The sequence below is a fragment of the Streptomyces bungoensis genome (assembly GCF_001514215.1).
Classification (GTDB): domain Bacteria; phylum Actinomycetota; class Actinomycetes; order Streptomycetales; family Streptomycetaceae; genus Streptomyces; species Streptomyces bungoensis.
This window is the reverse complement of sequence record NZ_KQ948852.1, coordinates 191,254-214,353: the sequence shown is the minus strand read 5'-3', so window position 1 is coordinate 214,353 and position 23,100 is coordinate 191,254. Positions and strand designations below refer to the sequence as shown.

At 73.3% G+C, this 23,100-nt stretch carries 23 protein-coding genes; 14 read left to right on the top strand and 9 right to left on the bottom strand.

The features are described 5' to 3' along the window. Nucleotides 1-35: 35 nt before the first annotated feature. On the top strand, nt 36-755 hold the full coding sequence (locus tag AQJ66_RS05230) for a class I SAM-dependent methyltransferase (RefSeq protein WP_061917246.1): 720 nt from the start codon (nt 36-38) through the stop codon (nt 753-755). After that, nucleotides 752-2,308, top strand: coding sequence for an FAD-dependent oxidoreductase (locus tag AQJ66_RS05225; RefSeq protein WP_079060078.1), 1,557 nt, complete (start codon nt 752-754; stop codon nt 2,306-2,308). Before AQJ66_RS05230 ends, AQJ66_RS05225 begins: the two co-directional genes overlap by 4 nt. Nucleotides 2,309-2,343: 35 nt before the next feature. Here the strand turns inward: AQJ66_RS05225 and AQJ66_RS05220 are convergent, their stop codons facing one another. Together AQJ66_RS05220 and AQJ66_RS05215 are read right to left on the bottom strand one after the other, a co-directional pair. Continuing rightward, complete coding sequence (locus AQJ66_RS05220; protein WP_279617308.1) at nt 2,344-4,239, bottom strand: FG-GAP-like repeat-containing protein; 1,896 nt, start codon at nt 4,237-4,239, stop codon at nt 2,344-2,346. A 61-nt stretch (nt 4,240-4,300) separates the two neighbouring features. After that, nucleotides 4,301-4,834, bottom strand: a complete 534-nt coding sequence (locus AQJ66_RS05215) for a DUF4232 domain-containing protein (RefSeq protein WP_061917244.1) — start codon at nt 4,832-4,834, stop codon at nt 4,301-4,303. 154 nt (nt 4,835-4,988) lie between these two features. Here AQJ66_RS05215 and AQJ66_RS05210 point away from each other — a divergent pair, with 154 nt between their 5' ends. From AQJ66_RS05210 to AQJ66_RS05200, 3 genes are all read left to right on the top strand, one after another. Beyond that, complete coding sequence (locus AQJ66_RS05210) at nt 4,989-5,396, top strand: DUF3224 domain-containing protein (RefSeq protein WP_061917241.1); 408 nt, start codon at nt 4,989-4,991, stop codon at nt 5,394-5,396. Between the two features lie 166 nt (nt 5,397-5,562). Next, nucleotides 5,563-7,641 (top strand): SpoIIE family protein phosphatase, encoded by a 2,079-nt coding sequence (locus AQJ66_RS05205; protein WP_061917238.1) that lies wholly within the window; start codon nt 5,563-5,565, stop codon nt 7,639-7,641. Nucleotides 7,642-7,801: 160 nt separating this feature from the next. Then, nucleotides 7,802-8,446: a phosphotransferase-like protein gene (locus AQJ66_RS05200; RefSeq protein ID WP_079060076.1), complete on the top strand. Its 645-nt coding sequence runs from the start codon at nt 7,802-7,804 to the stop codon at nt 8,444-8,446. Nucleotides 8,447-8,464: 18 nt separating this feature from the next. On the opposite strand, the gene AQJ66_RS05195 is transcribed toward AQJ66_RS05200, so the two are convergent. Further along, on the bottom strand, nt 8,465-8,659 hold the full coding sequence (locus AQJ66_RS05195) for a DUF2795 domain-containing protein (RefSeq protein WP_061917236.1): 195 nt from the start codon (nt 8,657-8,659) through the stop codon (nt 8,465-8,467). A gap of 155 nt (nt 8,660-8,814) precedes the next feature. Between AQJ66_RS05195 and AQJ66_RS39305 the strand changes: the two genes are divergently transcribed. Together AQJ66_RS39305 and AQJ66_RS05190 are read left to right on the top strand one after the other, a co-directional pair. Then, nucleotides 8,815-8,961, top strand: a complete 147-nt coding sequence (locus AQJ66_RS39305) for a hypothetical protein (protein ID WP_167359145.1) — start codon at nt 8,815-8,817, stop codon at nt 8,959-8,961. A 178-nt stretch (nt 8,962-9,139) separates the two neighbouring features. Beyond that, nucleotides 9,140-9,541, top strand: a complete 402-nt coding sequence (locus tag AQJ66_RS05190) for an SseB family protein (protein WP_061917233.1) — start codon at nt 9,140-9,142, stop codon at nt 9,539-9,541. 27 nt (nt 9,542-9,568) lie between these two features. Here the strand turns inward: AQJ66_RS05190 and AQJ66_RS05185 are convergent, their stop codons facing one another. The 6 genes from AQJ66_RS05185 to AQJ66_RS05160 form a co-directional block, all read right to left on the bottom strand. Then, nucleotides 9,569-9,967, bottom strand: coding sequence for a MarR family winged helix-turn-helix transcriptional regulator (locus AQJ66_RS05185; RefSeq protein WP_061917230.1), 399 nt, complete (start codon nt 9,965-9,967; stop codon nt 9,569-9,571). A gap of 74 nt (nt 9,968-10,041) precedes the next feature. Next, the gene (locus AQJ66_RS05180) at nt 10,042-10,392 is read right to left on the bottom strand and encodes a VOC family protein (protein WP_061917228.1); all 351 of its coding nucleotides are present in this window, start codon (nt 10,390-10,392) and stop codon (nt 10,042-10,044) included. A 136-nt stretch (nt 10,393-10,528) separates the two neighbouring features. Further along, nucleotides 10,529-11,560, bottom strand: a complete 1,032-nt coding sequence (locus tag AQJ66_RS05175; RefSeq protein ID WP_061917224.1) for a LacI family DNA-binding transcriptional regulator — start codon at nt 11,558-11,560, stop codon at nt 10,529-10,531. Further along, entirely contained in the window at nt 11,557-12,462 is a 906-nt protein-coding gene (locus tag AQJ66_RS05170; protein WP_061917222.1) for a carbohydrate ABC transporter permease, read from the bottom strand. The genes AQJ66_RS05175 and AQJ66_RS05170 overlap by 4 nt, the downstream gene beginning before the upstream one ends. Continuing rightward, entirely contained in the window at nt 12,459-13,385 is a 927-nt protein-coding gene (locus tag AQJ66_RS05165; RefSeq protein ID WP_061917219.1) for a carbohydrate ABC transporter permease, read from the bottom strand. Before AQJ66_RS05165 ends, AQJ66_RS05170 begins: the two co-directional genes overlap by 4 nt. Next, nucleotides 13,382-14,698 (bottom strand): ABC transporter substrate-binding protein, encoded by a 1,317-nt coding sequence (locus AQJ66_RS05160; RefSeq protein WP_061917216.1) that lies wholly within the window; start codon nt 14,696-14,698, stop codon nt 13,382-13,384. Before AQJ66_RS05160 ends, AQJ66_RS05165 begins: the two co-directional genes overlap by 4 nt. A 237-nt stretch (nt 14,699-14,935) precedes the next feature. On the opposite strand from AQJ66_RS05160, the gene AQJ66_RS05155 reads away from it, so the two are divergent. The 7 genes from AQJ66_RS05155 to AQJ66_RS05125 form a co-directional block, all read left to right on the top strand. Then, nucleotides 14,936-16,957 (top strand): beta-galactosidase, encoded by a 2,022-nt coding sequence (locus AQJ66_RS05155; protein WP_061917213.1) that lies wholly within the window; start codon nt 14,936-14,938, stop codon nt 16,955-16,957. 111 nt (nt 16,958-17,068) lie between these two features. After that, nucleotides 17,069-18,628 carry a glycosyl hydrolase 53 family protein gene (locus tag AQJ66_RS05150; RefSeq protein WP_061917211.1) on the top strand — a complete coding sequence of 520 codons (1,560 nt, stop codon included), beginning with the start codon at nt 17,069-17,071 and terminating at the stop codon, nt 18,626-18,628. Between the two features lie 189 nt (nt 18,629-18,817). Next, entirely contained in the window at nt 18,818-19,108 is a 291-nt protein-coding gene (locus AQJ66_RS05145; protein ID WP_061917208.1) for a helix-turn-helix domain-containing protein, read from the top strand. A 7-nt stretch (nt 19,109-19,115) separates the two neighbouring features. Further along, nucleotides 19,116-20,069, top strand: a complete 954-nt coding sequence (locus AQJ66_RS05140) for an SMP-30/gluconolactonase/LRE family protein (protein WP_061917204.1) — start codon at nt 19,116-19,118, stop codon at nt 20,067-20,069. A 208-nt stretch (nt 20,070-20,277) separates the two neighbouring features. Beyond that, entirely contained in the window at nt 20,278-21,114 is an 837-nt protein-coding gene (locus tag AQJ66_RS05135) for an undecaprenyl-diphosphate phosphatase (RefSeq protein ID WP_061917201.1), read from the top strand. 109 nt (nt 21,115-21,223) lie between these two features. After that, nucleotides 21,224-21,955: a FadR/GntR family transcriptional regulator gene (locus tag AQJ66_RS05130; protein WP_079060075.1), complete on the top strand. Its 732-nt coding sequence runs from the start codon at nt 21,224-21,226 to the stop codon at nt 21,953-21,955. Between the two features lie 133 nt (nt 21,956-22,088). Further along, nucleotides 22,089-23,100 (top strand): asparaginase (locus AQJ66_RS05125; RefSeq protein ID WP_063804016.1); only part of this gene is annotated, 1,012 nt, incomplete at its 3' end.

Here is a 23,100-nt window from a genome sequence, read left to right as displayed (position 1 = left end):
CCTCCGCACCCGTACCCACCCGCCCTGGAGACCGCATGACCCTGCTGCGCGACGACGACCTCGCCGCCGCCTTCGACCACGCCTCCCGCAGCTACGACGCGCTGGTGGCCGCCAACCCCGGCTACCACGCCCACCTGCGGCGCTCGGTGCGCCGGCTCGGCCTGCCCGGGTACGGCGCGGGGCTGCGCCTGCTCGACCTCGGCTGCGGCACCGGCGCCTCGACCGCGGCGCTGCGCTCCGAACTGCCGGCCGCGCACATCACGGCCGTCGACGCCTCCGCCGGCATGCTGGAGCGGGCCGCCGCCAAGCCCTGGGCGGACGGAGTCACCTTCGTGCACGCGCCGGTGGAGCGGCTCGCCGAGGCCGGCGTGACGGGGCCGTTCGACGCGGTGTTCGCCGCCTACCTGCTGCGCAACGTCGACGACCCCGACGCCGTCCTCACCACCGTGCACGACCTGCTCGCGCCCGGGGGACGGCTCGCCGTGCACGAGTACACCCTCAGCGGCCGGCGCGCCGACCGCGCGGTGTGGACCATGGTGAGCCGGGGTCTCGTCCAGCCGGTGGCGAGCGCCCTCGGAGACGGCGCCCTGTACCGCCATCTGCGGCGCAGCGTCGTCGACTTCGACACCGCGGACCGCTTCACGGACCGCCTGGACGCGGCCGGCTTCGACACGGTGCGGGCCCTGCCGCTGCCCGGATGGCAGACGGGCATCACCCACACCTTCGTCGCCCGGCGCCCGGAGACCGCGCGATGACCGGCGCGGCACGGCCGCCCGCCGCCCGCCGCGGGCGGGACCGGCGCGCCCGCGTCCTGCCCGGCCCCGCGGGACGGCGCCGCATCGACGGCGCCCGCCCCAGCACCGCCGTCGTCGGCGGCGGCATCGCCGGGCTGGCCGCCGCCACGGCCCTGGCCGAGCGCGGCGTGGCCGTCACGCTGTACGAACGCCTGCCCTACCTCGGCGGACGGGTCGGAGGCTGGCCGACCCGCCTGCGGGACGGCACCGCGGCGACCATGAGCCGGGGCTTCCACGCCTTCTTCCGCCAGTACTACAACCTGCGCGGGCTGCTGCGCCGTACCGACCCCGCCCTGGAGCGGCTGACCGGACTGCCGGACTACCCGCTGCTGCACGGCAGCGGGACGCGGGACGGCTTCCGGCACGTGCCGCGGACCCCGCCGTTCAGCGCCCTCGGCTTCGCCCTGCTCAGCCCCTCCTTCGGACTGCGGGACCTGGGCGCCATGGACCCGGTCGCCGCCATGCCCCTGTTCGACGTCCGCGTCCCCGACGTCTACGCACGCCTCGACGGCATCAGCGCCCACGACTTCCTGGACGCCGTCCGCTTCCCGGAGAAGGCCCGCCACCTGGCCTTCGAGGTGTTCTCCCGGAGCTTCTTCGCCGACCCGCGGCAGCTGTCGGCGGCGGAGCTGGCGCTGATGTTCCACATCTACTTCCTCGGCTCCGCCGAGGGCCTGCTGTTCGACGTGCCCCGCGCCCCCTTCCCGGACGCCCTGTGGAACCCGCTCGCCGACTACGTGGAGCGGCACGGCGCCCAGGTGCGCACCGGCACGCCCGTCGAGCACATCGAGCCGGCCCGGGACGGCGGGTACCGGATCACCACCGACGGCGACGAGACGCCGTACGACAGCGTCGTCCTCGCCCTGGACGCCGCCGGACTGCGCTCCCTCGTCGCCCGCTCGGACCGGCTCGGCGACGCCCCCTGGCGCGAGCGCGTCGCACGGCTGCGCACCGCCCCGCCGTTCCTGGTCAGCCGCCTGTGGCTGGACCGGCCCGTCGCGCCCGACCGGCCCGGCTTCCTCGGGACCAGCGGCTTCGGCACGCTGGACAACATCAGCGTCCTGGAACGCTGGGAGGACGAGGCCGCCCGGTGGGCCGCGCGCACCGGAGGGTCGGTCGTGGAACTCCACGCCTACGCGGTTGCGCCCGAGGCGGCCCGGGACGTCGAGGAGAAGCGCCTCGTCGACCAGCTGCACCGCGTCTACCCGGAGACGCGCGCGGCCACGGTGGTCGACGCCCGCCACGAGTGGCGGGCGGACTGCCCCCTGTTCCCGGTGGGCGGCTACCCGGACCGGCCGACCGTGCGCACCCCCGATCCGCGCCTGGTGGTGGCGGGCGACCTGGTGCGCGGCGAACTGCCCGTGGCGCTGATGGAACGGGCGGCGACGACCGGGTTCCAGGCCGCCAACGCCCTGCTGGAGCAGTGGGGGGTGCGGGGCCAGACCCTGTGGACGGTGCCGGACCGCGGCCGCAACGCCCTGCTCCGGGGCCTGGCGAGGTGGGCGAGCGGGTGATCGGGCGCGCCGGGGCGGCACCGGCCGGGCCCGGGTCAGGCGGGTGGCACGAGGGTCACCTCACCGCCCAGGCGGGACCCGGTGGTGTCGGCGTACAGCGTCGTCTCGCCGTCGGACCACCGCACGACCAGGTCGTTGGTGCGGTGGTCGCCGGTGAAGTCGCCCGTGGCCAGGACCGTGCCGTGCGTCCACAGCCCGTTGGGCTTCCGGATACGTGACGTGCTGCCGAGACCGGAGGCGGTGGTGCCCGCGTAGGTGTCGAGTTCTCCGTTCCTCCACCGCACCAGCAGGTCCCAGACGCGGCGGCCGGAGAACTCGCCGCCGGTCACCAGCGAAGCCTTCTGCCAGGTCGCGCCGGGGCCCGACAGCTGGTGCCTCCGGCCGAAGGTGCCGGCGCCGACACCGGTGTGGAGGGTCAGCCCGCCGTCGGCCCAGCGGACGACCAGGTCACCGACCCGGCCCGAGTCCCCGAAGCGGCCCGCCGCGAACTGGACCGCCTTCCGCCAGGCGCCGCCGGGTCCGGCCATCAGGGTGCCGGCCCGGTCCAGGCCCAGGTCGCCGACGTCCGGGTAGAGCCTCACCTCGCCGTCCGCCCAGCGGACCAGCAGGTCGAACCGGTCCGATCCGGTGAAGTCGCCCGCGGTGATCGTCCGCGCGTCCGCCCAGCGGGAGTTCTTCGCCAGCAACTGCCGCTCGCGCACGAAGTGGCCGTCGCCGTCGCCGGTGTACAGGGTCGTCCTGCCGTCGTCCCGCACCACGATCAGGTCACTGCGGCCGGTGCCGTCGAAGTCGCCCGCGGCCAGCAGCCTGGCGTGCCTCCAGGACGCGCCGAACCCCATGCTGTACGGCAGGGGCGGCTGCGTGTAGGGGCCGTGGTCGGGGTTGGCGCCCTGCTGGGCGTCGTCGTAGAGCTGGAAGAAGCGGTCGCCGTACAGCGGGCTGTAGGTGATCTCGTTGTACCGCGGATCCGTGGGGGGCACGGCGGGGCCGCCCCCGTTGTAGCCGCCCACGTTGCCGATGATGGTGCCGGTGTCGCCGGAGGCGTCGAACCGGGAGAACCAGGGGCCGCCGGACACCCCGCCCCACATGCCCCCGCAGGTGATCCGCATCTGGTAGTAGCCGGGGAGCGCGGCCGTCGTGGTGACGCCCGGGCAGCGCAGCGCCTGGTCCTGCGGGTTGTGCGCGACCTTCGGATAGCCGATCACCGTCACCTTGTTGGCGAATCCGGGCGTGCGGGCCAGGGTGTTGCCGCCCACGACGTCCTGCACCTCGCGCGTTCCGTTCGGCTGCAGGGCCGCGAAGGCGAAGTCCAGGTCGGAGTTCGTGCTCGTGTCCGACGCGTACCTCTTGTCACGGAACCACTGCCGGACCGCCCACACGCCGTACGGCTGCTGGGCCGCGGACTTGGTGGAGTCGTAGTCGGGCACGAACATCGCGTGCTGCCCGACGCAGTGCCCCGCGGTCAGGACCAGGTCGTGGCCCGTGCTGCGCACCACGGCGGCCGAGCAGCTGTGACCGCGCGGGCCCCCGCCGGTGTCGAAGAGCGTGCCGACGGACTTGATGCCCGCGAAGTGCCGGCCCGTGATCCCGGCGGAGGACGGTCGCCCGGCCGCGGTCCAGCCCTTCGGTGGGGCGGTACGGCCGGAGGGGTCGGTGGCCGCGGCCATGCGCTCCCTGGTCCAGAAGCGGGCGGCGGCCTCGGCCGTCCAGGCGCCGTCGGCGGCCGGCGTGGGCACGGCGGCAGCGGGGGGACCGGCCGGGCGCCGGGCCGCGGGGGCCGCGCGGTGCGGGGCCTCCGGCGCGTGCGGTACCGGCGCGCCGGGTGGCACCGGGGCCGCCGTGGCGGGCCGGGCCGTCGCGGTGTGACCCGGCAGCAGGGCGGCGGCGCTCAGCGCCGCGACGGCACCGAGCCGGATGCGTGTGACGAGCACGTGCTACTTCTCCAAGAGGCAGATCGAAACAGGGCCGGACTGGGGCGGGAAGCGCGGCCGCTCACCGCAGCCTGGGGGAGCCCAGGAGCATGCCGGTGCCGCACACCTGCATCCGCTCGGCGTGCCCGCGCGCGTCGGACAGCCGCAGGAGGGAGCCGTCGTGCGCGTGCGGGGGCCGTACGGAGACGCTGGGGGTGGTGTCGGCCGGGAGACGGCAACTGCCGTCCGGCAAGGGGGACGCCGCGTAGAAGACCGGGAACTCCAGGGTGTGGCCCGGGTGGAGCTCCACCCGGACCGGTCCGGCCCCCCGCTCCGGCCGGGCCGGGACGTCCGGGCCCTTGCCCACGTAGACGTCCAGCTCCGGGTAGCCGTCGAAGGCGCACCTCCGGGCGCCCCGGAGCGTGGCGCCGAGCGTGGCCGCCGGGTGGTGCGGCCTGCCCGGGAGACGGGTCAGCCGCCAGCTCAGCTGGGCCGTCCGGCAGGCGGCCGGCCGGGCTCGCGCCGGTGCGGCTGCGGCGCCGTCCCGGCCGCAGCCGACCGCGGCCAGCACTACCGCCAGTCCGGCCGCCGCGACCGCCGTGGTCCGCGTCGACATCGGCCTTCCCCCTCGGCGAGGCTCTCCTGCGGGACCCGGGTGGCACCGCACCTGCCTCACGCACAGCCAGATGCCGCCAGGCCGGGGGAGGTTCCACCGGCCCGGGAGTCCGCGACGGCCGGGCACTGTCGGACCCGGTCGGTACGGTCGGCCCATGAGAGCCAACGGAACGTTCACCGTCAAAGCGTTCGTCCCCGCAGAGCTGACGCCGGAACCGGCCGTGCCCACCGGGCTGCCGGTAGGGGTGGCGACGATGGAGAAGCACTTCGAGGGCGAGGTCGCCGGCCGTTCGGCGACCCTGTTCACCGCCGCGTTCGACCAGGCGGTCGGCGTGGGCACCTACGTGGCCATGGAGTCCTTCGAAGGATCGCTGCACGGCCGGAGCGGCGCCTTCAACTTCGTCCACTCGGCGACGACGACCGGCACCGACCGCACCGCGGAGTTCTTCACCGTCGTCCCCGCGAGCGGCACCGGGGACCTGACCGGGATCACCGGCGCGGGCGGCATCGCGGTCGACGCCGACGGCACCCACCGGATCTGGTTCGACTACGAGATCGGCTGAGCCGGCGACGCACCGCCCGCCTCGCCGACCGGGGCGGGCGGGAGGGCGCACCATGGATCTCGTGGTGGCCCGGTGCCCGGGATGCCGGGCGCGGACGTGCCCCGCCCGGCGCGTCCCCCTGGCCGCCCGGGGTTCCGTGCCGCATCGTGGACGGGGAGCGTGTGCGATGAGCCGAGCGAAGCAGCGTCCGGAGCAGCCGGACCTCGACGACGACAGGGGACCGGGCCCGAGCGGGCTGATGGACCTGCTGGCGGTCGCCGCGGTGCTGCTGGAGGCCGACGGCAGGATCGACATGTGGAGCCCGCAGGCGGAGGAACTGTTCGGGTACTCCCGCAGCGAGGCGGTCGGGCAGTACGCGGCGCCGCTGCTCCTGCACCCCGAGCACCAGGACAGGGCGATCAGGCTGTTCGCCGAGGTGATGGAGACCGGCCGGGGCTGGGCGGGCGCCTTCCCCGTCCGGACCAGGGAGGGCGGCACCCGGCTGGTCGAGTTCCGCAACATGCGGCTCACGGACAGCCTCGGCGACCACTACGCGCTGGGCCTGGCCACCGACCGGTCCACCCTGCGGCAGGTGGAGCGCAACCTGGCGCTGTCCACCCGGCTGGTCACCCAGGCCCCGATCGGGCTGTCGGTGCTGGACACCGACCTGCGGTACGTGGTCGTCAACCCGGCCCTGGCCGCGATGCACGGCGTCCCCGAGGCCGACCACGTCGGCCGCAGCTTCCGCGAGATCCTCTCCGGCCCGTGGTTCCTGCCCGCCGAGGCCGCCATACAGAAGGTCCTGTCGACCGGCGTCCCGGTGGTCGACCAGCAGGTGGTGGGCCGTACGGCCGCCGACCCCGGCCACGAGCACGCCTGGGCCGTGTCGATCTACCGGCTGGAGGACCACCTCGGGCACGTTCTGGGCGTCGCCAACGTCGTCGTCGACGTCACCGACCGCTACCAGGCGGCCAAGCAGGCCGACCGGGCCCAGCGGCGGCTGCGCCTGATGGCCACCGGCTCGGCCCGCATCGGCACCACCCTGGAGGCGGAGCGGACGGCGGGGGAACTCGCCGACGTCCTCGTGCCCGCCCTGGCCGACTTCGTCGCCGTCGACCTGCTCGACCCCTTCCTGCGCACGGGCCGCACGGACATCGGCGAGGAGCCGGCGCTGTTCCGCGCCCTCGCGGTGAAGGCCGCCCACCCCACGGACGCCGCCGAGGCGCCCGCCCGGCCGGGCACCCTCACGACCTACCACGCCGACCACCCGGCGGCCCGCTGCATCCGCACCCACCGCCCCGTCCTGATCAGCCACCTGCGCGGCGGCGACCTCGACCGCATCGCCACCGACTCCGACGCCGCCCGCCGGCTCGCCGAGGCCGGTGTCCACACCGACATGGCGGTGCCCCTCATCGCCCGCGGGCAGACCATCGGCGTCATGGGCCTGGCCCGCGCCCGCAACCCCGCGCCCTTCGACGAGGACGACCTCGCCCTCGCCTGCGAACTGGCCTCCGTCGCCGCGCTGAGCATCGACAACGCCGTGCTGCACCAGCACATCCGCAGCGCCGCCGAGACCCTCCAGCGCAGCCTGCTGCCGCGGCTCTCGCCCCGCCATCCCGGTCTGGAGGTCGCCGCCCGCTACCGGCCGGCGACGGCGTTCAGCGAGGTGGGCGGCGACTGGTACGACGTGATCGCGCTCGACGGCGACCGCACCGCCCTCATCGTCGGCGACGTCATGGGCAGCGGAATCCCGGCCGCGACCACCATGGGCCGGCTGCGCACCGCCACCTCCACCCTCGCCGACCTCGACCTCGACCCGGCCCGGATCCTCACCCACCTCGACCGGATCACGCACGGCCTGGACCCCTACATCGCCACCTGCGTGTACGCGGTCTACGACCCGCACCGCGCCCGGTTGCAGGTGAGCTCCGCCGGCCATCTGCCCCCGGTGATGGTGCGCGCGGGCAGGCCGCCCGAGCTGCTCGACCTGCCCACCGGCACCCCGCTCGGAGTGGGCGGCGTGCCCTTCGCGACCACCTCCCTCGACCTGGCGCCCGGCGACGCACTGATCCTCTACACCGACGGGCTGGTCGAGACCCGCCACGACCCCATCGACGCGCGCCTGGCCGACCTCCTGCGCCTGCTGGCACGGCCGGACCGCTCCATCGAGGAGACCTGCGACCGGCTCCTGCGGCAGCTGCGGCACCCGGCCGGACACGACGACGTGGCGCTCCTCATCGCCCGCGCACAGCCGCTGGAGGCGTGATGCCACGGGGCGCGCGGGCTCGCCCGCCGACGCGGAAAGTCACCTCCTGAAAAGGCAGTTGACGCCGGTGCACGGGCATGCCCCTGCCGGGGCCGTCCGTGCGATGATCAAGGCACCCCGCAGCCCGGGCACACCCCACGGAACGGAAGGACACGAACCCATGACGACCGAGGCGGTCCCGGAGGCAGCGGACCCGGAGCACGCGCGCATCCCCGGCACCGCCGCCGGCGGCACCGTCATCCTGCTCAACGGCACGTCCAGTTCCGGCAAGTCCAGCATCGCGCGGGCGCTGCTCGGCCTCCTCGACGGCACCTGGTTCCACATGCCGGTCGACGCCTTCCACGGGCTGCGCGGCGGCAACCCCCTGGCCGGGCAGGGCCTCCAGGAGGAGATCGACCGCACCGTCAAGGGGTTCCACCGCGCCGTCGCCGGGATGGCCGCGGGAGGCAACAACCTCGTCGTGGACCATCCGCTCAGCCGCCGCTGGCGCCTGCTGGACCTCCTCGACCTGCTCGTGCCCGAGGACACGGTCCTGGTCGGGGTCCGCTGCCCGCTGCCCGAACTGGAGCGCCGTGAGCGCGAGCGCGGCGACCGGCAACCGGGCCTCGCCGCGCAGCAGTTCGACCACGTTCACGCCCACGAGGTGCACGACCTGGACGTGGACACCAGCCTGCTCTCGCCCGAGGAGTGCGCCCTGCGCATCCGGGACTTCCTGCCCGGCCGGCCCCGGCCCACCGCGTTCGAGAGGCTGGGCGTCACGCTCCGTACCGCCCGCCGGGCCGAGCCGTCGCACCTGGGGGTGTGAACGCCGAGCGTCGGCCGGTCACGCGTTCCGGAAGACCTCCTTGCTCACTTCGGCGGGACTCCGGAACTTCTTCTTCCCGAGGTGTGCGAGGCGGTCGGTGATCTCCTTGGGCGCGTGGTTGTCCTCGGCGACCTTCCGCAGCCGGTCCGAGTCGGCCGGGTACTCCGCACCGGACAGGGCTTTCTGCAGGTCTGTGGGGCTGACAGCCGCCATGGTTCCTCCAGGGCGGTAGGGGTTCTCGTTCCGGACTCGTCAGGTACCCGGCTCGTCCGGGCGGATTCACCTTGTTTGTCCGGTTGTGGCTCCTCCGGTGGGCGGGTACTCGCCAGGCTTCGGCACACCGGCATCCGACCGACACGGAGGCACCGATGAGCGAGCAGACCCCGTCCCAGGCCGAGGGTGAGCGGGAGCCGGACGACACGCGACCGTCCCCGCCGCGCACCACGCCGTCGCAGGCCGAGGGTGAGGACTTCGACGAGGACGACGACGGCGGCGGAACCGGCGAGGGCCGGTGACGGCCCGACCCGGCGCCCGGCGCCTCCACGAGAACCGCCCACGACGGACATCGCGCGGACGCCGGCTCTCCCCGGGATCCTCATGCATGCCGCAGACCCCACCGGGTACGCGAGGCGGAGCACGCCCGGGCCACGCCCTCCGCGTGGCCGTACGACCGCAGCTACCTGGGGATCTGCCATGGAGACACCCGCATACGACGACCATCTGCCGACGCCCGCCCAGCAGGCGCTCGACGCGCTGGCCGTGAACGCCGAGGACCAGGCCGCCCTGGACACGCTCGCCCACAGCGAGGTGCTCGTCCCGGTGCCGGACGACGCGGTGGACGGAGAGGGCGCCGACGCCTCGACGGTGGCTCTGCCCGTCCTCGAGCAGGCGGGGGGCGACCCCGTCGTCCCCGTGTTCACCTCGGAGGGGACGATGGCCGACCTGCTGCCGTTCGTCTCCCGCTACCGCCTGATCCCGCTCGGCGCACTCGCCTCGCAGTGGCCCGAGGAGGAGCTGTCCCTCGCGATAGACGGCAGCTCGGACCACGGTCTGACGCTGACCTCGCACGGGGTGCGCACGCTGCTGGCCCGCTGAGCCCCGCCGTCGCGGCGGGCCGGCCGTCTAGCCGGCCCGCTCGGCCAGCATGCGCTCCAGGACCTGCCGCTGCAGCGGCAGCACCTCGGCGTACAGCTCGCGCCCCTTGCGCGTGAGCGCGACCCACACCCCGCGCCGGTCCTCCGCGCACACCGAGCGCTCGACCAGGCCCTCCCGCTCCAGCCGGCCGATCAGCCGGGACAGGGCGCTCTGGCTGAGATGCACCCGGCCGACCAGGTTCTGCACCCGGCACTGGTCGCCCTCCCCGGGCGACTCGGAGGCCAGGATGTCCAGCACCTCGAAGTCGCTGGCGCCCAGCCCGTGCGGATGCAGCGCCCGGTCGATCTCGCACATCGTCCGCGCGTGCACCGTGAGGATGTCCCGCCACCGTTCCTCGAGCCGCACGTCGGCCGTCTTGACTGCCATACCCGCACCGTAGCACCGATTCGGCCAATTGTTGAGTGTGCAACTAATTCGGTGTGCGGTGCCCGCCCCGGGCCTCAGGCGGACGGGTCCTGGAGCAGGCCCACCAGGTTCCCGTCGGGGTCCTTGACCGATGCCACGAGCCGGCCGTCGCCGACGTCCCGGACGTCCTGCACCACCTCGGCGCCCGCCGCCAGCAGGGCCGCCAGCCGCTCCCGCAGATCGGTGACGTGCCAGAACGGCACCGGCCCGGTCAGGCCCTGCGCATGACCGTTCGGGTCGAGGCCGACGTCCTGCCCCTCGGCCTTGAAGCCAACGTAGTAGGGCTCGTCCACGAACGGCTCGACCCCCAGCAGGACGGTGAACAGGGCCTTGGCGCGGTCCTTGTCCTTGACGGGGTAGACGATCGTCTGCAGTCCGGCGGTCATGGGACCCACTCCTTCGCGTCGCGTGACCCGACGCGTTCCGCGTCGGTGCTCTCACGCTAGGCGCGGCGAGCCCACCGGGGCTTCTCCGATCCTGACCGGTTCAGGGCGGCCCGTGACGGCCGGCCCGCCGGCGCTCTCAGGTCGAGTCGCGGCGCACCAGTTCCGTCGGGAGGATCACCGCCGACGGGTCCTCGCCGCCGATCTCGGCCAGGAGCACCCGGACCATCTCGTTGCTGATCCGGTCCCAGGGCTGGCGGATGGTCGTCAGCGCCGGGGTCGCGGCCGTCGCCGCGGGGGAGTCGTCGAAGCCGCCGACCGCGATGTCCTCGGGCACCCGGCGGCCCGCCCGGTGCAGGGCCGCGAGCACGCCCTGGGCCATCAGGTCCGAGGCGACGAACACCGCGTCCATGTCGGGCGCCTGCGCCAGCAGCCGCTCCGCGCCCGCCTCGCCGCTGGCCCGGCTGTAGTCGCCGGAGACGACCAGCCGGTCGTCGACCGCGATGCCCGCCTCCGCGAGCACCTCCCGGTAGCCGGCGAGGCGCTCCACGCCGCCGGGCGTGTCCAGCGGGCCGGTGACCACGCCGATCCGCCGCCGGCCCAGCGCCACCAGGTGGCGGACCATGTCCCGGGCGCCGTCCCGGTCGTCGGCGGCCACGTAGCTCACCTTGGAGCCGAGGCCGATCGGCTTGCCGCAGGCCACCAGCGGCACCCCCGCCTCCCGAAGCTCCTCGGCGACCGGGTCGCCGGAGTGGCTGGAGACCAGCAGCACCCCGTCGACGTGCCCGGCCGTGATGTACCGCGTGATGCGGCGCCGCTCGTCCTCGGTGCCCGCCAGCATCAGCAGCAGCGGGATGTCGTGCGCGGCGAGCGCCTGGGTGCAGCCGCGCAGCAGGACGTTGAAGTTGGGGTCCTCGAAGAACCGCTCCTGCGGCTCGGTCAGCAGGAAGCCGACCGAGTCGGAGCGCCCGGTGATGAGCGAGCGGGCGTGCCGGTTCACGACGTACCCGGTCTTCCGGATGGCGGCGTTGACCGCCTCCTGCGCGGCGGGGCTGACGTAGTGGCCGCCGTTGAGCACGCGCGAGACGGTGCCGCGCGAGACGCCCGCCTCGCGCGCCACGTCATGGATCGTCGGCGGTCTGCGCCGGCCCCCCGGATTGCTCATGGTCATGACTTTACGGCCCCGGACAGCAGGTCCAGGCTCCAGAAGCGCTGGACGACCAGGAACAGCGCGATCAGCGGGAGCACCGCGAGGAACGCGCCCGTGATCACCAGCGTGTACAGCGCCGGGGTGTTCGCGCCCTGCTCCAGCAGCGTGTACAGGCCCAGCGTGAGCGGGAACCTCTCGTCGTCACTGAGCATGATGTACGGCAGCAGGAAGTTGTTCCACACCGCGACGAACTGGAACAGGAACACCGTGACCATGCCGGGGATCATCATCGGCAGCGCGATCCGGGTGAAGATCCGCCACTCGCCCGCCCCGTCCATCCGCCCGGCCTCCACCACGTCCGCGGGGACGGCGGCGGCCGCGTAGATCCGCGACAGGTAGACGCCGTACGGCGAGAGGATCTGCGGCAGCAGCACGGACAGGTAGGAGTCGGTGAGGTCGGCCTTCGCCAGCAGCAGGTACTGCGGGATGGCCAGGATCACCGGCGGCATCAGCACGCCCGCGAGCAGGACGTTGAACATCGTCTCGCGGCCCCGGAAGCGGTAGGTCGCGAGCGCGTAGCCGCTGAACGCCGAGACGGCGGTCGACAGCACGGCGCCGAGGCCGGCGTACAGGGCCGAGTTGCCCATCCACTCCCAGTAGATGCCGCCGCGATAGGCGTCGAGGTCCTTCAGGTTGCCGGTGAATCCGGTGCCGGGCAGGAAGGTGAACGTGGAGAACAGTTCGTGCCCGGACTTGGTGGACGCGATCACCACCCAGGCCACCGGCAGCAGCGTGTAGACCGCGCCGAGCAGCAGCGTGACCGTCGGGACCAGGGCGATCCGGCGGCGCAGCGGCGGGCCCTGGGCCGTACCCGGGGTGGTGCCGGCTGCCGGGGCCGCCTTGCGCAGCGCAAGGGAACTCATCGCGCTTCCTCCTGCCTGTTGCGGCGGTTCGCGGCCCGCAGGAAACCGAACGACAGCGCCAGGGTGACCAGGGCGATCAGGGTCGCCTCGGCTGCCGCCGCGTAGATGTCGCCCCGGCCGAAGGCGTCCTGGTACACCTTCATCAGTGGGCTCCAGGTCGTGTTGACGGAGTTGGTGAGCGGCTTGAGGGTGGTCGGCTCGTTGAACACCTGGAGCGTCGCGATGATCGAGAAGAAGAAGGTGAGCACCAGCGACGGCGCCACCATGGGGATCTTGATCCGCAGCGCGATCTGCAGCGGGGTGGCGCCGTCCAGCCTCGCCGCCTCGTACACCTCGGCCGGGACGGCCCGCAGCGAGGTGTAGATGACGATCATGTTGAAGCCGGTGCCGCCCCACACCGCGATGTTCGACAGGGCGAGGTAGAGCGGGCCGCCGTCCAGCAGGTCGGGCTGGGGCAGGCCGAGCTTGCCGAGCACGAAGTAGAAGGGGCTGACGTCCGGCAGGTACAGGAAGCCCCACAGCAGTGCGGCCACCACACCGGGGACGGCGTACGGCAGGAAGATGGCGAGCCGGGTGAACGGGGCGAGCCGCACCCTGTCGGTGTCGAGCATCAGCGCGAACAGCAGGGCGAGGCCGAGCATCACCGGGACGACGACGCAGCCGTAGCCGAGCACGCGCAGCGCGCCGTGCAGCAGCTCGCTGTCCCGGAAGGCCCCGGTGTAGTTCTCGAAGCCGGCCCAGACCTCGCGGCGGGCGCCGGAGCCGAGGCCCAGGCCGGAGACGTGCACCTTGCGGAAGCTGAGCCAGACGGCGTAGCCGATGGGCAGCGCGAAGAAGAGCGCGAAGAGGAGCGCGGCGGGGAGGAGGAAGCCGTACGGGGCCCCCTTGACCCCGTACGGCCTCCGGCTTGCGGAGCTGCTCACCGGGAGACCTCGAAGCCCTGCTTCGTCATGTCGGCGACCGTGTCGTCCTGCATCTTCCGCAGGGCGGCGCCGAAGTCGGACCTGTCCTTCGCGGCGGCGCCGAAGGCGTCCTTGAAGGACGTGTAGGCGACGTTCACGTTCGGGCCCCACGCGGACGGCGCGGTGGTCTTCGCGATCTCGGCGGCCTTGGTGTAGAAGTCCGCCTGGTTCGAGAAGTAGGCCGGCGGGTTGGAGAAGGCGCCGCTGAGCTGGGCGGAGGTGGACGCCGGGTAGATGCCGCTCTCCTTGGCCAGCGCGTTGAGGGCGTCACCGTCGGTGTTCAGCCACGCGGCGAACTTCGCCGCGGCCGCCTGGTGCGCGGAGTCGGTCGTGACGGCCGTGGAGGAGCCGCCCCAGCTGCCGGTGACGTCCTGGTCGAGCGACCACTGGGGGAGCGGCGCCATGGCCCACTTGCCCTTGGTGTCCGGGGCGGCGGTGGTCAGCGTGCCCGGCGCCCACACCGCGCTGACCCAGGCGATCTGCTTGCCGGTGTCGAGCGCCTTGTTCCAGGCCGGGGTGTACATCGGCTGGTTGTCGACGACGCCCTCCTTGACGAGGCCGCCCCAGAACCGGGCGACCTTCCGGGTGGCCGCGTCGTCGATCGCGACCTTCCACTTGTCGCCGGAGGTGGTCCACCACTTCGCGCCGGCCTGCTGGGCGAGACCGGCGAACAGGCCCGAGTCGTTGGCGGAGAACGTGGTCAGGTCCTTGTCCGGCGCCTTCTTCTTCAGCGCGCGGGCGGTCTCGGCGAACTGCTCCCAGGTGGCCGGCACCTTCAGGCCGTACTTCTTGAACAGGTCGGCGCGGTAGTAGAACATCATCGGGCCGATGTCCTGCGGCACCGCGTAGACCGCGTCCGTGCCCAGCGTGGTCTGCTGCCAGACGCCGTCGGCGAACCTCCCCTTGACGTCGCCGACCTCCCTGGATATGTCGGCCAGCGCGTCGTTGCTGACCAGGGTCGGCAGCGCCTGGTACTCGGCCTGGACCAGGTCGGGGGCCTTCTTCGCCTTGTGCGCCGTGAGGATCTTGGTGACCAGCGTGTCGCCGGAGGCCTGCTTCTTCACCGTGACGGTGATCCGGTCCTTCCTGCCCGGCCCCTTGTTCCACAGGTCGACGACCTTGTCCATGCCGGGCGCCCAGGTCCAGTACGTCAGCGAGACGGGGCCCGACTCGGCCTTGCCGCCGTCCTCGGAACCGCAGGCGGCGAGCGTGGTGGCGCCGAGCGAGACGGCGACGGCGGTAGTCACGAGGCGGCGGCGCTTCGTGTGCGGCATGGATCTCTCCCCTGACCTGGGTCCCCGCCCACTGCGGGGACCTGCCATGCAAGATGTGAACGCTCACAGACCCGGCACTCCGCCCCTCGCGGAGCCGTGTCCTGGTCTGTGAGCGTTCACAGTAGAGAAACATCCCGGACACTTGTCAATGGTTGTTGCTGTGCGGTTATGTTGGGCTCGCGCCGCCGATGATGTGTGTGCACGTTCCCAAATGATCGACCCAACGGGAGACATCCAATGCCGGACACCAGCCCCCGGGGCCTGACCAGACTCGCCTTCGGCGGGGACTACAACCCCGAGCAGTGGCCGGAGAGCGTCTGGCAGGAGGACGTCCGGCTGATGCGGGAGGCCGGCGTCACCATGGTCAGCGTCGGGATCTTCTCCTGGGCCCTGCTGGAGCCCGCACCCGGCGCGTACGACTTCGGCTGGCTGGACCGGGTCCTCGACCTGCTGCATTCCCACGGCATCCGGGTCGACCTCGGCACGCCCACCGTGGCGCCGCCCGCCTGGTTCTACCGGGCGCACCCCGAGGCGCTGCCGGTGACCGCGGAGGGCATGCGCCACGAGTTCGGCTCGCGCGGCGCGATCTGCCACGGCAACGCGGACTACCGCGCCGCCGCCGCGGCCATCACCACCCGGCTCGCCGAACGCTACGGAAGCCATCCGGCGCTCGCCATGTGGCACGTCCACAACGAGTACGGCGTCCCCGTCTCGGCCTGCTACTGCGACTCCTGCGCCGCCCACTTCCGCCGCTGGCTCGCCACCGCGTACGGCACCGTCGACGCGGTCAACGAGGCCTGGGGCACCGCCTTCTGGGGCCAGCACTACACCGGACTCGAGCAGATCAACCCGCCCCGGGCCACCCCGACCGTCGGCAACCCCGGCCAGGCCCTGGACTACAGGCGGTTCACCGACGCCACCATCCGCGAGAACTTCCGTATGGAGCGCGACATCCTGCACCGCCTCTCCCCGGGCGTGCCGGTGACGACCAACTTCATGACCGCGCTCAGCCAGTGCGACTCCCTGGACTACTGGGCCTGGGGCCGCGAGGTCGACCTCGTCACCAACGACCACTACCTGATCACCGACGGCCGCCGCACCCACGTCAACCTCGCCATGGCCGCCGACCTCACGCGCTCGGTCGCGGGCGGCGCCCCCTGGCTGCTGCTGGAGCACTCCACCTCGGGCGTCAACTGGCAGCCGCGCAACCCCGCCAAGGCCCCCGGCCAGATGGCCCGCAACTCCCTCGCGCACGTCGCGCGCGGCTCCGAGGGCGCCATGTTCTTCCAGTGGCGCCAGTCCCGGCGGGGCGCCGAGAAGTTCCACTCCGCGATGCTGCCGCACGGCGGCACCGACACCCGCGTCTGGCGCGAGGTCGTCGAACTCGGCGCGTCGGTCGACTCGCTGAGCACCCTGCGCGGCACCCGGACCGAGGCCGACGCGGCCATGGTCTGGGACTGGCAGTCCTGGTGGGCGCAGAACCTGTCCTGGCGCCCCAGCGAGGACCACGACGCCCGCGAGCGCGCCGACTCCTTCTACGAGGTCCTCTACGACCGTCACCTCACGGTCGACTTCGCCCACCCCGAGGCCGACCTGTCCGCCTATCCCCTGGTCGTCGTGCCGGCGCTGTACCTGACCACGGAGGCGGCCGGGCGCAACCTCACGGAGTACGTCCGCGACGGCGGCACGCTCGTCGTGTCGTACTTCTCCGGCATCGTCGACGAGCACGACGCCGTGCACGAGGGCGCCTACCCGGGCGCGCTGCGGGACGTGCTGGGCCTGACCGTGGAGGAGTTCTCGCCGCTCCTGCGGGACGACCGGGTGCGCCTGACCGGGCCCGACGGCGAGGAGCCCACCGGGGACGTGTGGACGGAGTTCGTGGTGCCGCGCGGCGCCGAGACCGTGTGGACCTACGCCGACGGGCTGACGGCGGGCCGCCCGGCCGTCACCCGGCACCGCTTCGGCCGGGGCACCGCCTGGTACGTCTCCACCCGCCTCGACACACGCGGCCTGGACGCCGTCATCGGCCGGGCCGCCGACGACGCGCGGATCGCCCCGCGCGCGGACCTGCCCCGGGACGTGGAGGTCGTGCGCCGCAGCGGGGAGCAGGGCAGCTATCTCTTCGCGATCAACCACACCGCCGCCGACGCCAAGGTGCCGCTGGACGGACCCGGCACCGAGCTGCTGACGGGCGAACGCGCCGCGGGCCGCCTGGCGGTCCCGGCGGGGGCCGTCCGGGTCGTACGACTCGACGGCTGAGCCGGCTCCCCTCCGCCCGCGAGTGCCACGAGAGCCGCGGGCGGAGGGGCTCTCCTCCGGGCCCGCCGGAGGACACCCCACCCAGTTACGTCGAAGGGACGACGGACGACGATGTTCCATCCCAGACGCACCATCAGGGTCCTGCTGCTGCCGCTCGCGGCCGGTCTCGCCCTCACCGCCCTGCCCGCCCAGACCGCCGAGGCCGCGAGCACCCTCACCAACGGCGGGTTCGAGTCCGACGGCACCGGCACGGCCACCCCGGCCGGCTGGTCGGAGTACGGCGACAACGGCGCCTCGTACACCGAGTCCGGCGGCCACGGCGGCAGTTACCGCCTGAGCCACTACGCGTCCAGCGCCTACAAGGTGGAGACGTACCAGTACCTGTCCGGACTGGCGAACGGCGCGTACGTCCTGTCCGCCTGGGTCCGCTCCAGCGGGGGGCAGAAGGCCGCCTACATCGCCGTGAAGAACTGCGGGAGCACGGAGCAGCGCACCGACCTGCCGGTCTCGTCCAGCGGGTGGATCCGCATCGTCACGCCCGTCAAGGTGACCGACAACCAGTGCACCGTCAGCATCAACAGTGACGCGAACGCCGGCAACTGGATCAACGTGGACGATCTGACCTTCACGTCCGGTACCAGTGGTACGTCCATCCATGGTGCCGACATCTCCTCCCTCGCCAAGAGCGAGGCCAAGGGCGGCGTCTACCGGACGAGTTCCGGCACCACCGGGGACGCGGTCACCCTCCTGCGCGACGCGGGCATGAACTACGCCCGGCTGAAGGTCTGGGTGAACCCGGCCGACGGCTTCAACGACAAGGCGCACGTGCTCGCGACGGCCAGGCGAATCAAGGCGGCCGGCATGAAGCTGCTGGTCGACTTCCACTACTCCGACACCTGGGCCGACCCCGGCAAGCAGACCAAGCCGGCCGCGTGGGCGGGGTACTCCTACAGCCAGTTGAAGACCGACGTGTACACCCACACGTACGACGTCCTGGGCGCGCTCAAGGCCCAGGGCACCACCGCCGACATGGTCCAGGTGGGCAACGAGATCAACGGCGGCATGCTGTGGTCCGAGGGATCGACGGACAACTGGACCCAGCTCGCCGGGCTGCTCAACTCGGGCTACGACGCCGTCAAGGCGGTCAATCCGTCCACCGTCGTCGCGCTGCACCTGGCCAAGGGCGGGGACAAGGCCGGCACGGAGTGGTGGTTCGACAAGGCGGTCGCGAACGGCGTCCGGTTCGACGCGATCGGCCTGTCGTACTACGGCTACTGGCACGGCCCGCTCTCCGACTTCCAGACCACTCTGGACGACGCGGCCGCCCGCTACGGCAAGCCGGTGTTCGTGGCCGAGACCGCCTACCCGTTCCGTCTCGACAGCGACGACTCGCTGACCAACCAGATCGACACCACCGGTGAACTGGTCGCGGGCTACCCGGCGACGGTGGCCGGACAGACCAGGTGGATGAACGACGTGGCGAGCATCGTCGAAGCCGTCCCCGACCACCGTGGTCTCGGCGTCTTCTACTGGGAGGCGACCTGGACCGCCGTCACGGGCAACGGCTGGGACCCGGCCGACGCCTCCTCCGGCAACGGCTGGGAGAACCAGGCCCTGTTCGGCTACGACGACAGGGCGCTCTCCTCCATGTCGTGGTTCGGCCACCGCTGAACCACCGCGGACAGGGGCCCGGCCGCAGGGGGACGGCCGGGCCCCTCGCGCTTTCCCGGTACGGGCCGGCCCGGCGGCCGTCCGGTACCGGACAACGGCCGGGGAGTCCGGTACGCGGCGGCACCGGCTGCGCCACAGTGGGAACCGGGAACACGGCGCCCGCGCAGGCCCGGGACGGAGGCGGTACGGATGACGGGGACGCCTTCGGGCAGCACGCGGCAGACCATCCTGCACTGGCTCAGGGACCCGGCGGCCCACTTCCCGGCCGGGCGCCGTCGCGGCGACCCCGCCGCGAACGGCGTCACCGCGCGGGCCGTGGCCGCCAAGCTGGGCGTGCCCCGCCGGACCGCCGCCGCCCACCTCGACCTCCTCGCCCGCCTGGGCCTCCTGCGCACCCGCCGGATACGCTGCCGTACCCACTACCGGCGCGACGAGGTCCGCATCGCCGAGGTGTCCCGGTTGTTCGAGAAGGGGTGGTGAGCAGTACATGACCACGAGACTCGTCCCGCTGCACTGTGTCGGACTCGGCGGCCGCGGCCCCGAGGACGTGGTGGCCGACCCCGGCGGCGGCGTCCTGACCGGGACGGCGGACGGCCGCATCCTGCGCGTGCGTGGCCTCGCGGACCCGGACACGGCCCGCGCGGAGACACTCGCCGACACCGGGGGCCGCCCCCTCGGCCTCGAACTCCTCCCGGACGGCGGCCTGCTGGTGTGCGACGCCGAACGCGGCCTGCTGCGTGTCGAACCCTCGGGCGGCGCGGTCCGGGTCCTCGCCGGCTCGGTGGCGGGGGAGCCCCTGCGGTTCTGCAGCAACGCCGTGGCCCTGGACGACGGCAGCGTGTACTTCACGGTCTCCAGCCGCCGTTACCCCCTGGCCCAGTGGATCGGCGACATCGCCGAGCACACCGGCACCGGGCGCCTGCTGCGGCTGCCGCCCGGCGGCGGCGCCCCCGAAGTCCTCCTGGACGGACTGCAGTTCGCCAACGGCATCGCCCCGAGCGCCGACGGAGGCTTCCTGGTGATCGCCGAGACCGGCGCCTGCCGGCTCACCCGCTACCACCTCACCGGCCCGCGCGCCGGCCGGTCCGAACCCTTCGCGGCCCTGCCGGGCATGCCGGACAACCTCTGGCGCGACCGCGCCGGCGGCCCGATCTGGGTCGCCCTGGCCGCACCGCGCATCCCCCCGCTGGATCTGCTGCACCGCGCCCCGGCCGCCCTGCGGCGCGCCGCCGCCCGCGTCGCCGTGCGCGCCCCGTTCCGGCCGGGCGGCACCATCGGTGTCATGGCCCTGGACGACCGGGGCCGCACCGTCCACCACCTCACCCGGCGCGGCTCCGGCTACCGCATGGTCACCAGCGTCTGCGCGGCGGACGGCCACCTGGTCCTCGGCAGCCTCTGGGAGCCGGGCCTCGCGGTCTGTGCGGGTCCGGGCGCCGGCTGACCCGGCGGTACCCTGGTGCGCGGCCGCGATCACCCGTACGGGCGGGCCGAAGGAGACGTACGCGCGGCGTACCCGGGCGCCCGTCGCCGCGGCCCGCCGTCCGCACCGGCTGCTCGCGCGCACCCGGACGTAGCCGACCGCCGTACGACCGGGCATAGTAAGACTGTCTACAGCACTGTCGACCAACCTCTCCCCAGAACTGGATCCCATGAGCGCCATCTCCGTCGGTCAGGCCGTCGTCCTCGGAGTAGTCGAGGGGGTGACCGAGTTCCTCCCCGTGTCCTCCACCGGCCACCTCAAGATCGCCGAGGGCCTCATGGACATCCCCGTCGACGACAAGTCCGTCGTCGGGTTCTCCGCCGTCATCCAGGTCGGTGCCATCGCCGCCGTGCTCGTGTACTTCTTCAAGGACATCAAGCGGATCGTTTCCGCCTGGTTCCGCGGCCTGACCAACCGCGAGGAGCGCTACCACCACGACTACAAGTTCGCCTGGTGGGTGATCTACGCCACGATCCCGATCGTCGTGGTCGGTCTTGCCGCCAAGCCGCTGATCGAGGGCCCCCTCGCCTCGCTCTGGGTGGTCGGCGGATCGCTGATCGTCGGCTCGGGTGTGATGTGGGCGGCCGACCAGATGGGCCGGCACAAGCGCGGTGAGGACGACACCTCCCTCAAGGACGCCATGTGGGTCGGCTGCTCGCAGATCCTCGCCCTGCTCTTCCCCGGCTTCTCCCGGTCCGGCGCGACGATGTCCACCGCGCTCATCCTCGACCTCGACCGCGTCGCCGCCACCCGCCTGTCGTTCTTCCTCGGCATCCCGGCCCTGACCGGCGCCGGCATCTACGAGCTGAAGGACGCCCTCGGTGCCGGTGTGGGCGCCGCCCCGCTGGCCGTCGGCACGGTCGTGTCCTTCGTCGTCGCCTACGCCTCCATCGCCTGGCTGCTGAAGTTCGTCGCCAAGCACTCCTTCAACGCCTTCGTCGTCTACCGGCTCATCGCCGGCGCGGCGATCCTCGGCCTGTGCGCGGCCGGCGTGGTCAACGCCTGAGCGAACCTCCTGATCACCCACGGGGTGCGGTGCCTGCACGCGGGCGCCGCACCCCGTGGGCGTTCTCCCGTCTTGACAGCCCCGCCCCGCAGCCCGCAGGATCACTCCCGTGAACCTGTCAGACAGCCAGACAGGTGGTGCGGTCCCGCGGCGCGTCAGCGCGATGGAAGCGGTGCTCGGCCACCTCCGCGGCGCCATCGAGCGCGGCGAGTACGCCATCGGCGACAAGCTGCCCTCCGAGGCCGAGCTGTGCCGCACCCTCGAGGTGTCCCGGCCCGTGCTCCGCGAGGCCCTGCGCGCGCTGCAGACGATGGGCCTGACCGTCTCCCGGACCGGCAAGGGCACCTTCGTCGTCGCGGGCAGCGTGGAGGACCCCACCTTCGGCGACTACGCGGCCAGCGACCTCCTCGAGGTGCGCCGCCACATCGAGATCCCGGTCGCCGGATACGCGGCCGCGCGCCGCACCCCGGAGAACCTCGACCACCTGGCGCACCTCCTGGACCGCATGGAGCGGGAGACGGACACCACCGCCTGGGTCGCGATGGACACCCTCTTCCACCTGGCCGTCGCCGAGGCCGCCCAGAACCCGGTGTTCCGCCGGGTCATCGAGGAGATCCGCGACGCCCTCGCCCGCCAGTCGGCCTTCCTCAACGAACTGGGCGGACGCCGCGAGCAGTCCAACCGCGAGCACCGGGCGATCGTCGAGGCGCTGGTCGACGGCTCCGAGCACGACGCGGTGGAGGCCATGAGTCACCACCTGGACCGCGTCGAGAAGACCCTCACCGACATCGTGCGCTCCCCGCGCACGGACCTCCCCGCGCACGACGGGCCCGGGGCATGAGCGAGCGGTACCCCGCCGCCGCACGCCCTCGCCCGGCCGCGCCGGCGCCCGGAGACCCCGGCCCGACGCGCACGTCCACCGGCGCCGGCGCGCGACCCGCGCCGGCCCGCCCCACCCACCGATACAGGCAGTGATGTACAGCACTCTCCCCGCGGCCGCACCCGTCGTCCGTGAACCCCGCCACGCCCCCGTCGCCCACCTCGTCCGCGGCGGGGTCGTCGAGGGCGTCCACCACGGCTCCGTCGTCGTCCTCGGCGCCGACGGCCGGGTCGAGTTCCGGCTCGGCGACATCGAGGCGGCGTTCTACCCGCGCTCCGCCCTCAAGCCCGTCCAGGCCGTGGCCATGCTGCGGGCCGGGCTGCCCCTCGACGGGGAACTGCTGTCCCTGGCCGCCGCCAGCCACTCCGGCGAGGAACGCCACCTCGCCGGCGCCCGGCGGATCCTGGAACTCGCCGGTCTCACCGAGGACGACCTGCGCAACGTCCCCGACCTGCCGTACGACCCGGTCGTGCGCGACACCTGGATACGCGAGGGCCGGCTGCCCTCCCGCCTCGCCCAGAACTGCTCCGGCAAGCACGCGGCGATGCTGTGGACCACCGCCCTGAACGGCTGGTCCCGCGCGGACTACCTGGACCCGGCGCACCCGCTCCAGCAGGCCGTCGCCAAGACCGTCGAGGACCTGACCGGCCAGGGCATCGCCCGGGTCACCGTGGACGGCTGCGGCGCGCCCCTGTTCGCCGTCTCCCTGCACGGGCTCGCCCGCGCCGCCGCCCGCATCGCCACGGCCGCGCCCGGCACGCCCGAGGCCCGGGTCGCCGACGCGATGCGCGAGCACGCCGAGATGGCCTCCGGCGCCCGGCGGGACGTCGCCGCGCTGATGCGGGCCGTGCCGGGTCTGCTCGCCAAGGACGGATTCGAGGGCGTGCAGGTCGCCGCGCTGCCCGACGGCCGCGCCATAGCGGTCAAGATCGCCGACGGTGCGAACCGGGCCCGTATCCCGGTCGCCGCGGCCGCACTGGCCCGCGCGGGCGTCGATCCGGGCCCGCTGTCCGGGTTCGCGGGCGAGCCGCTGCTCGGTGGCGGGCAGCCGGTGGGCCGCGTGCGCGTCGTCGACGCGCTGGACCCGGCCACGGCGACCGCCCGCG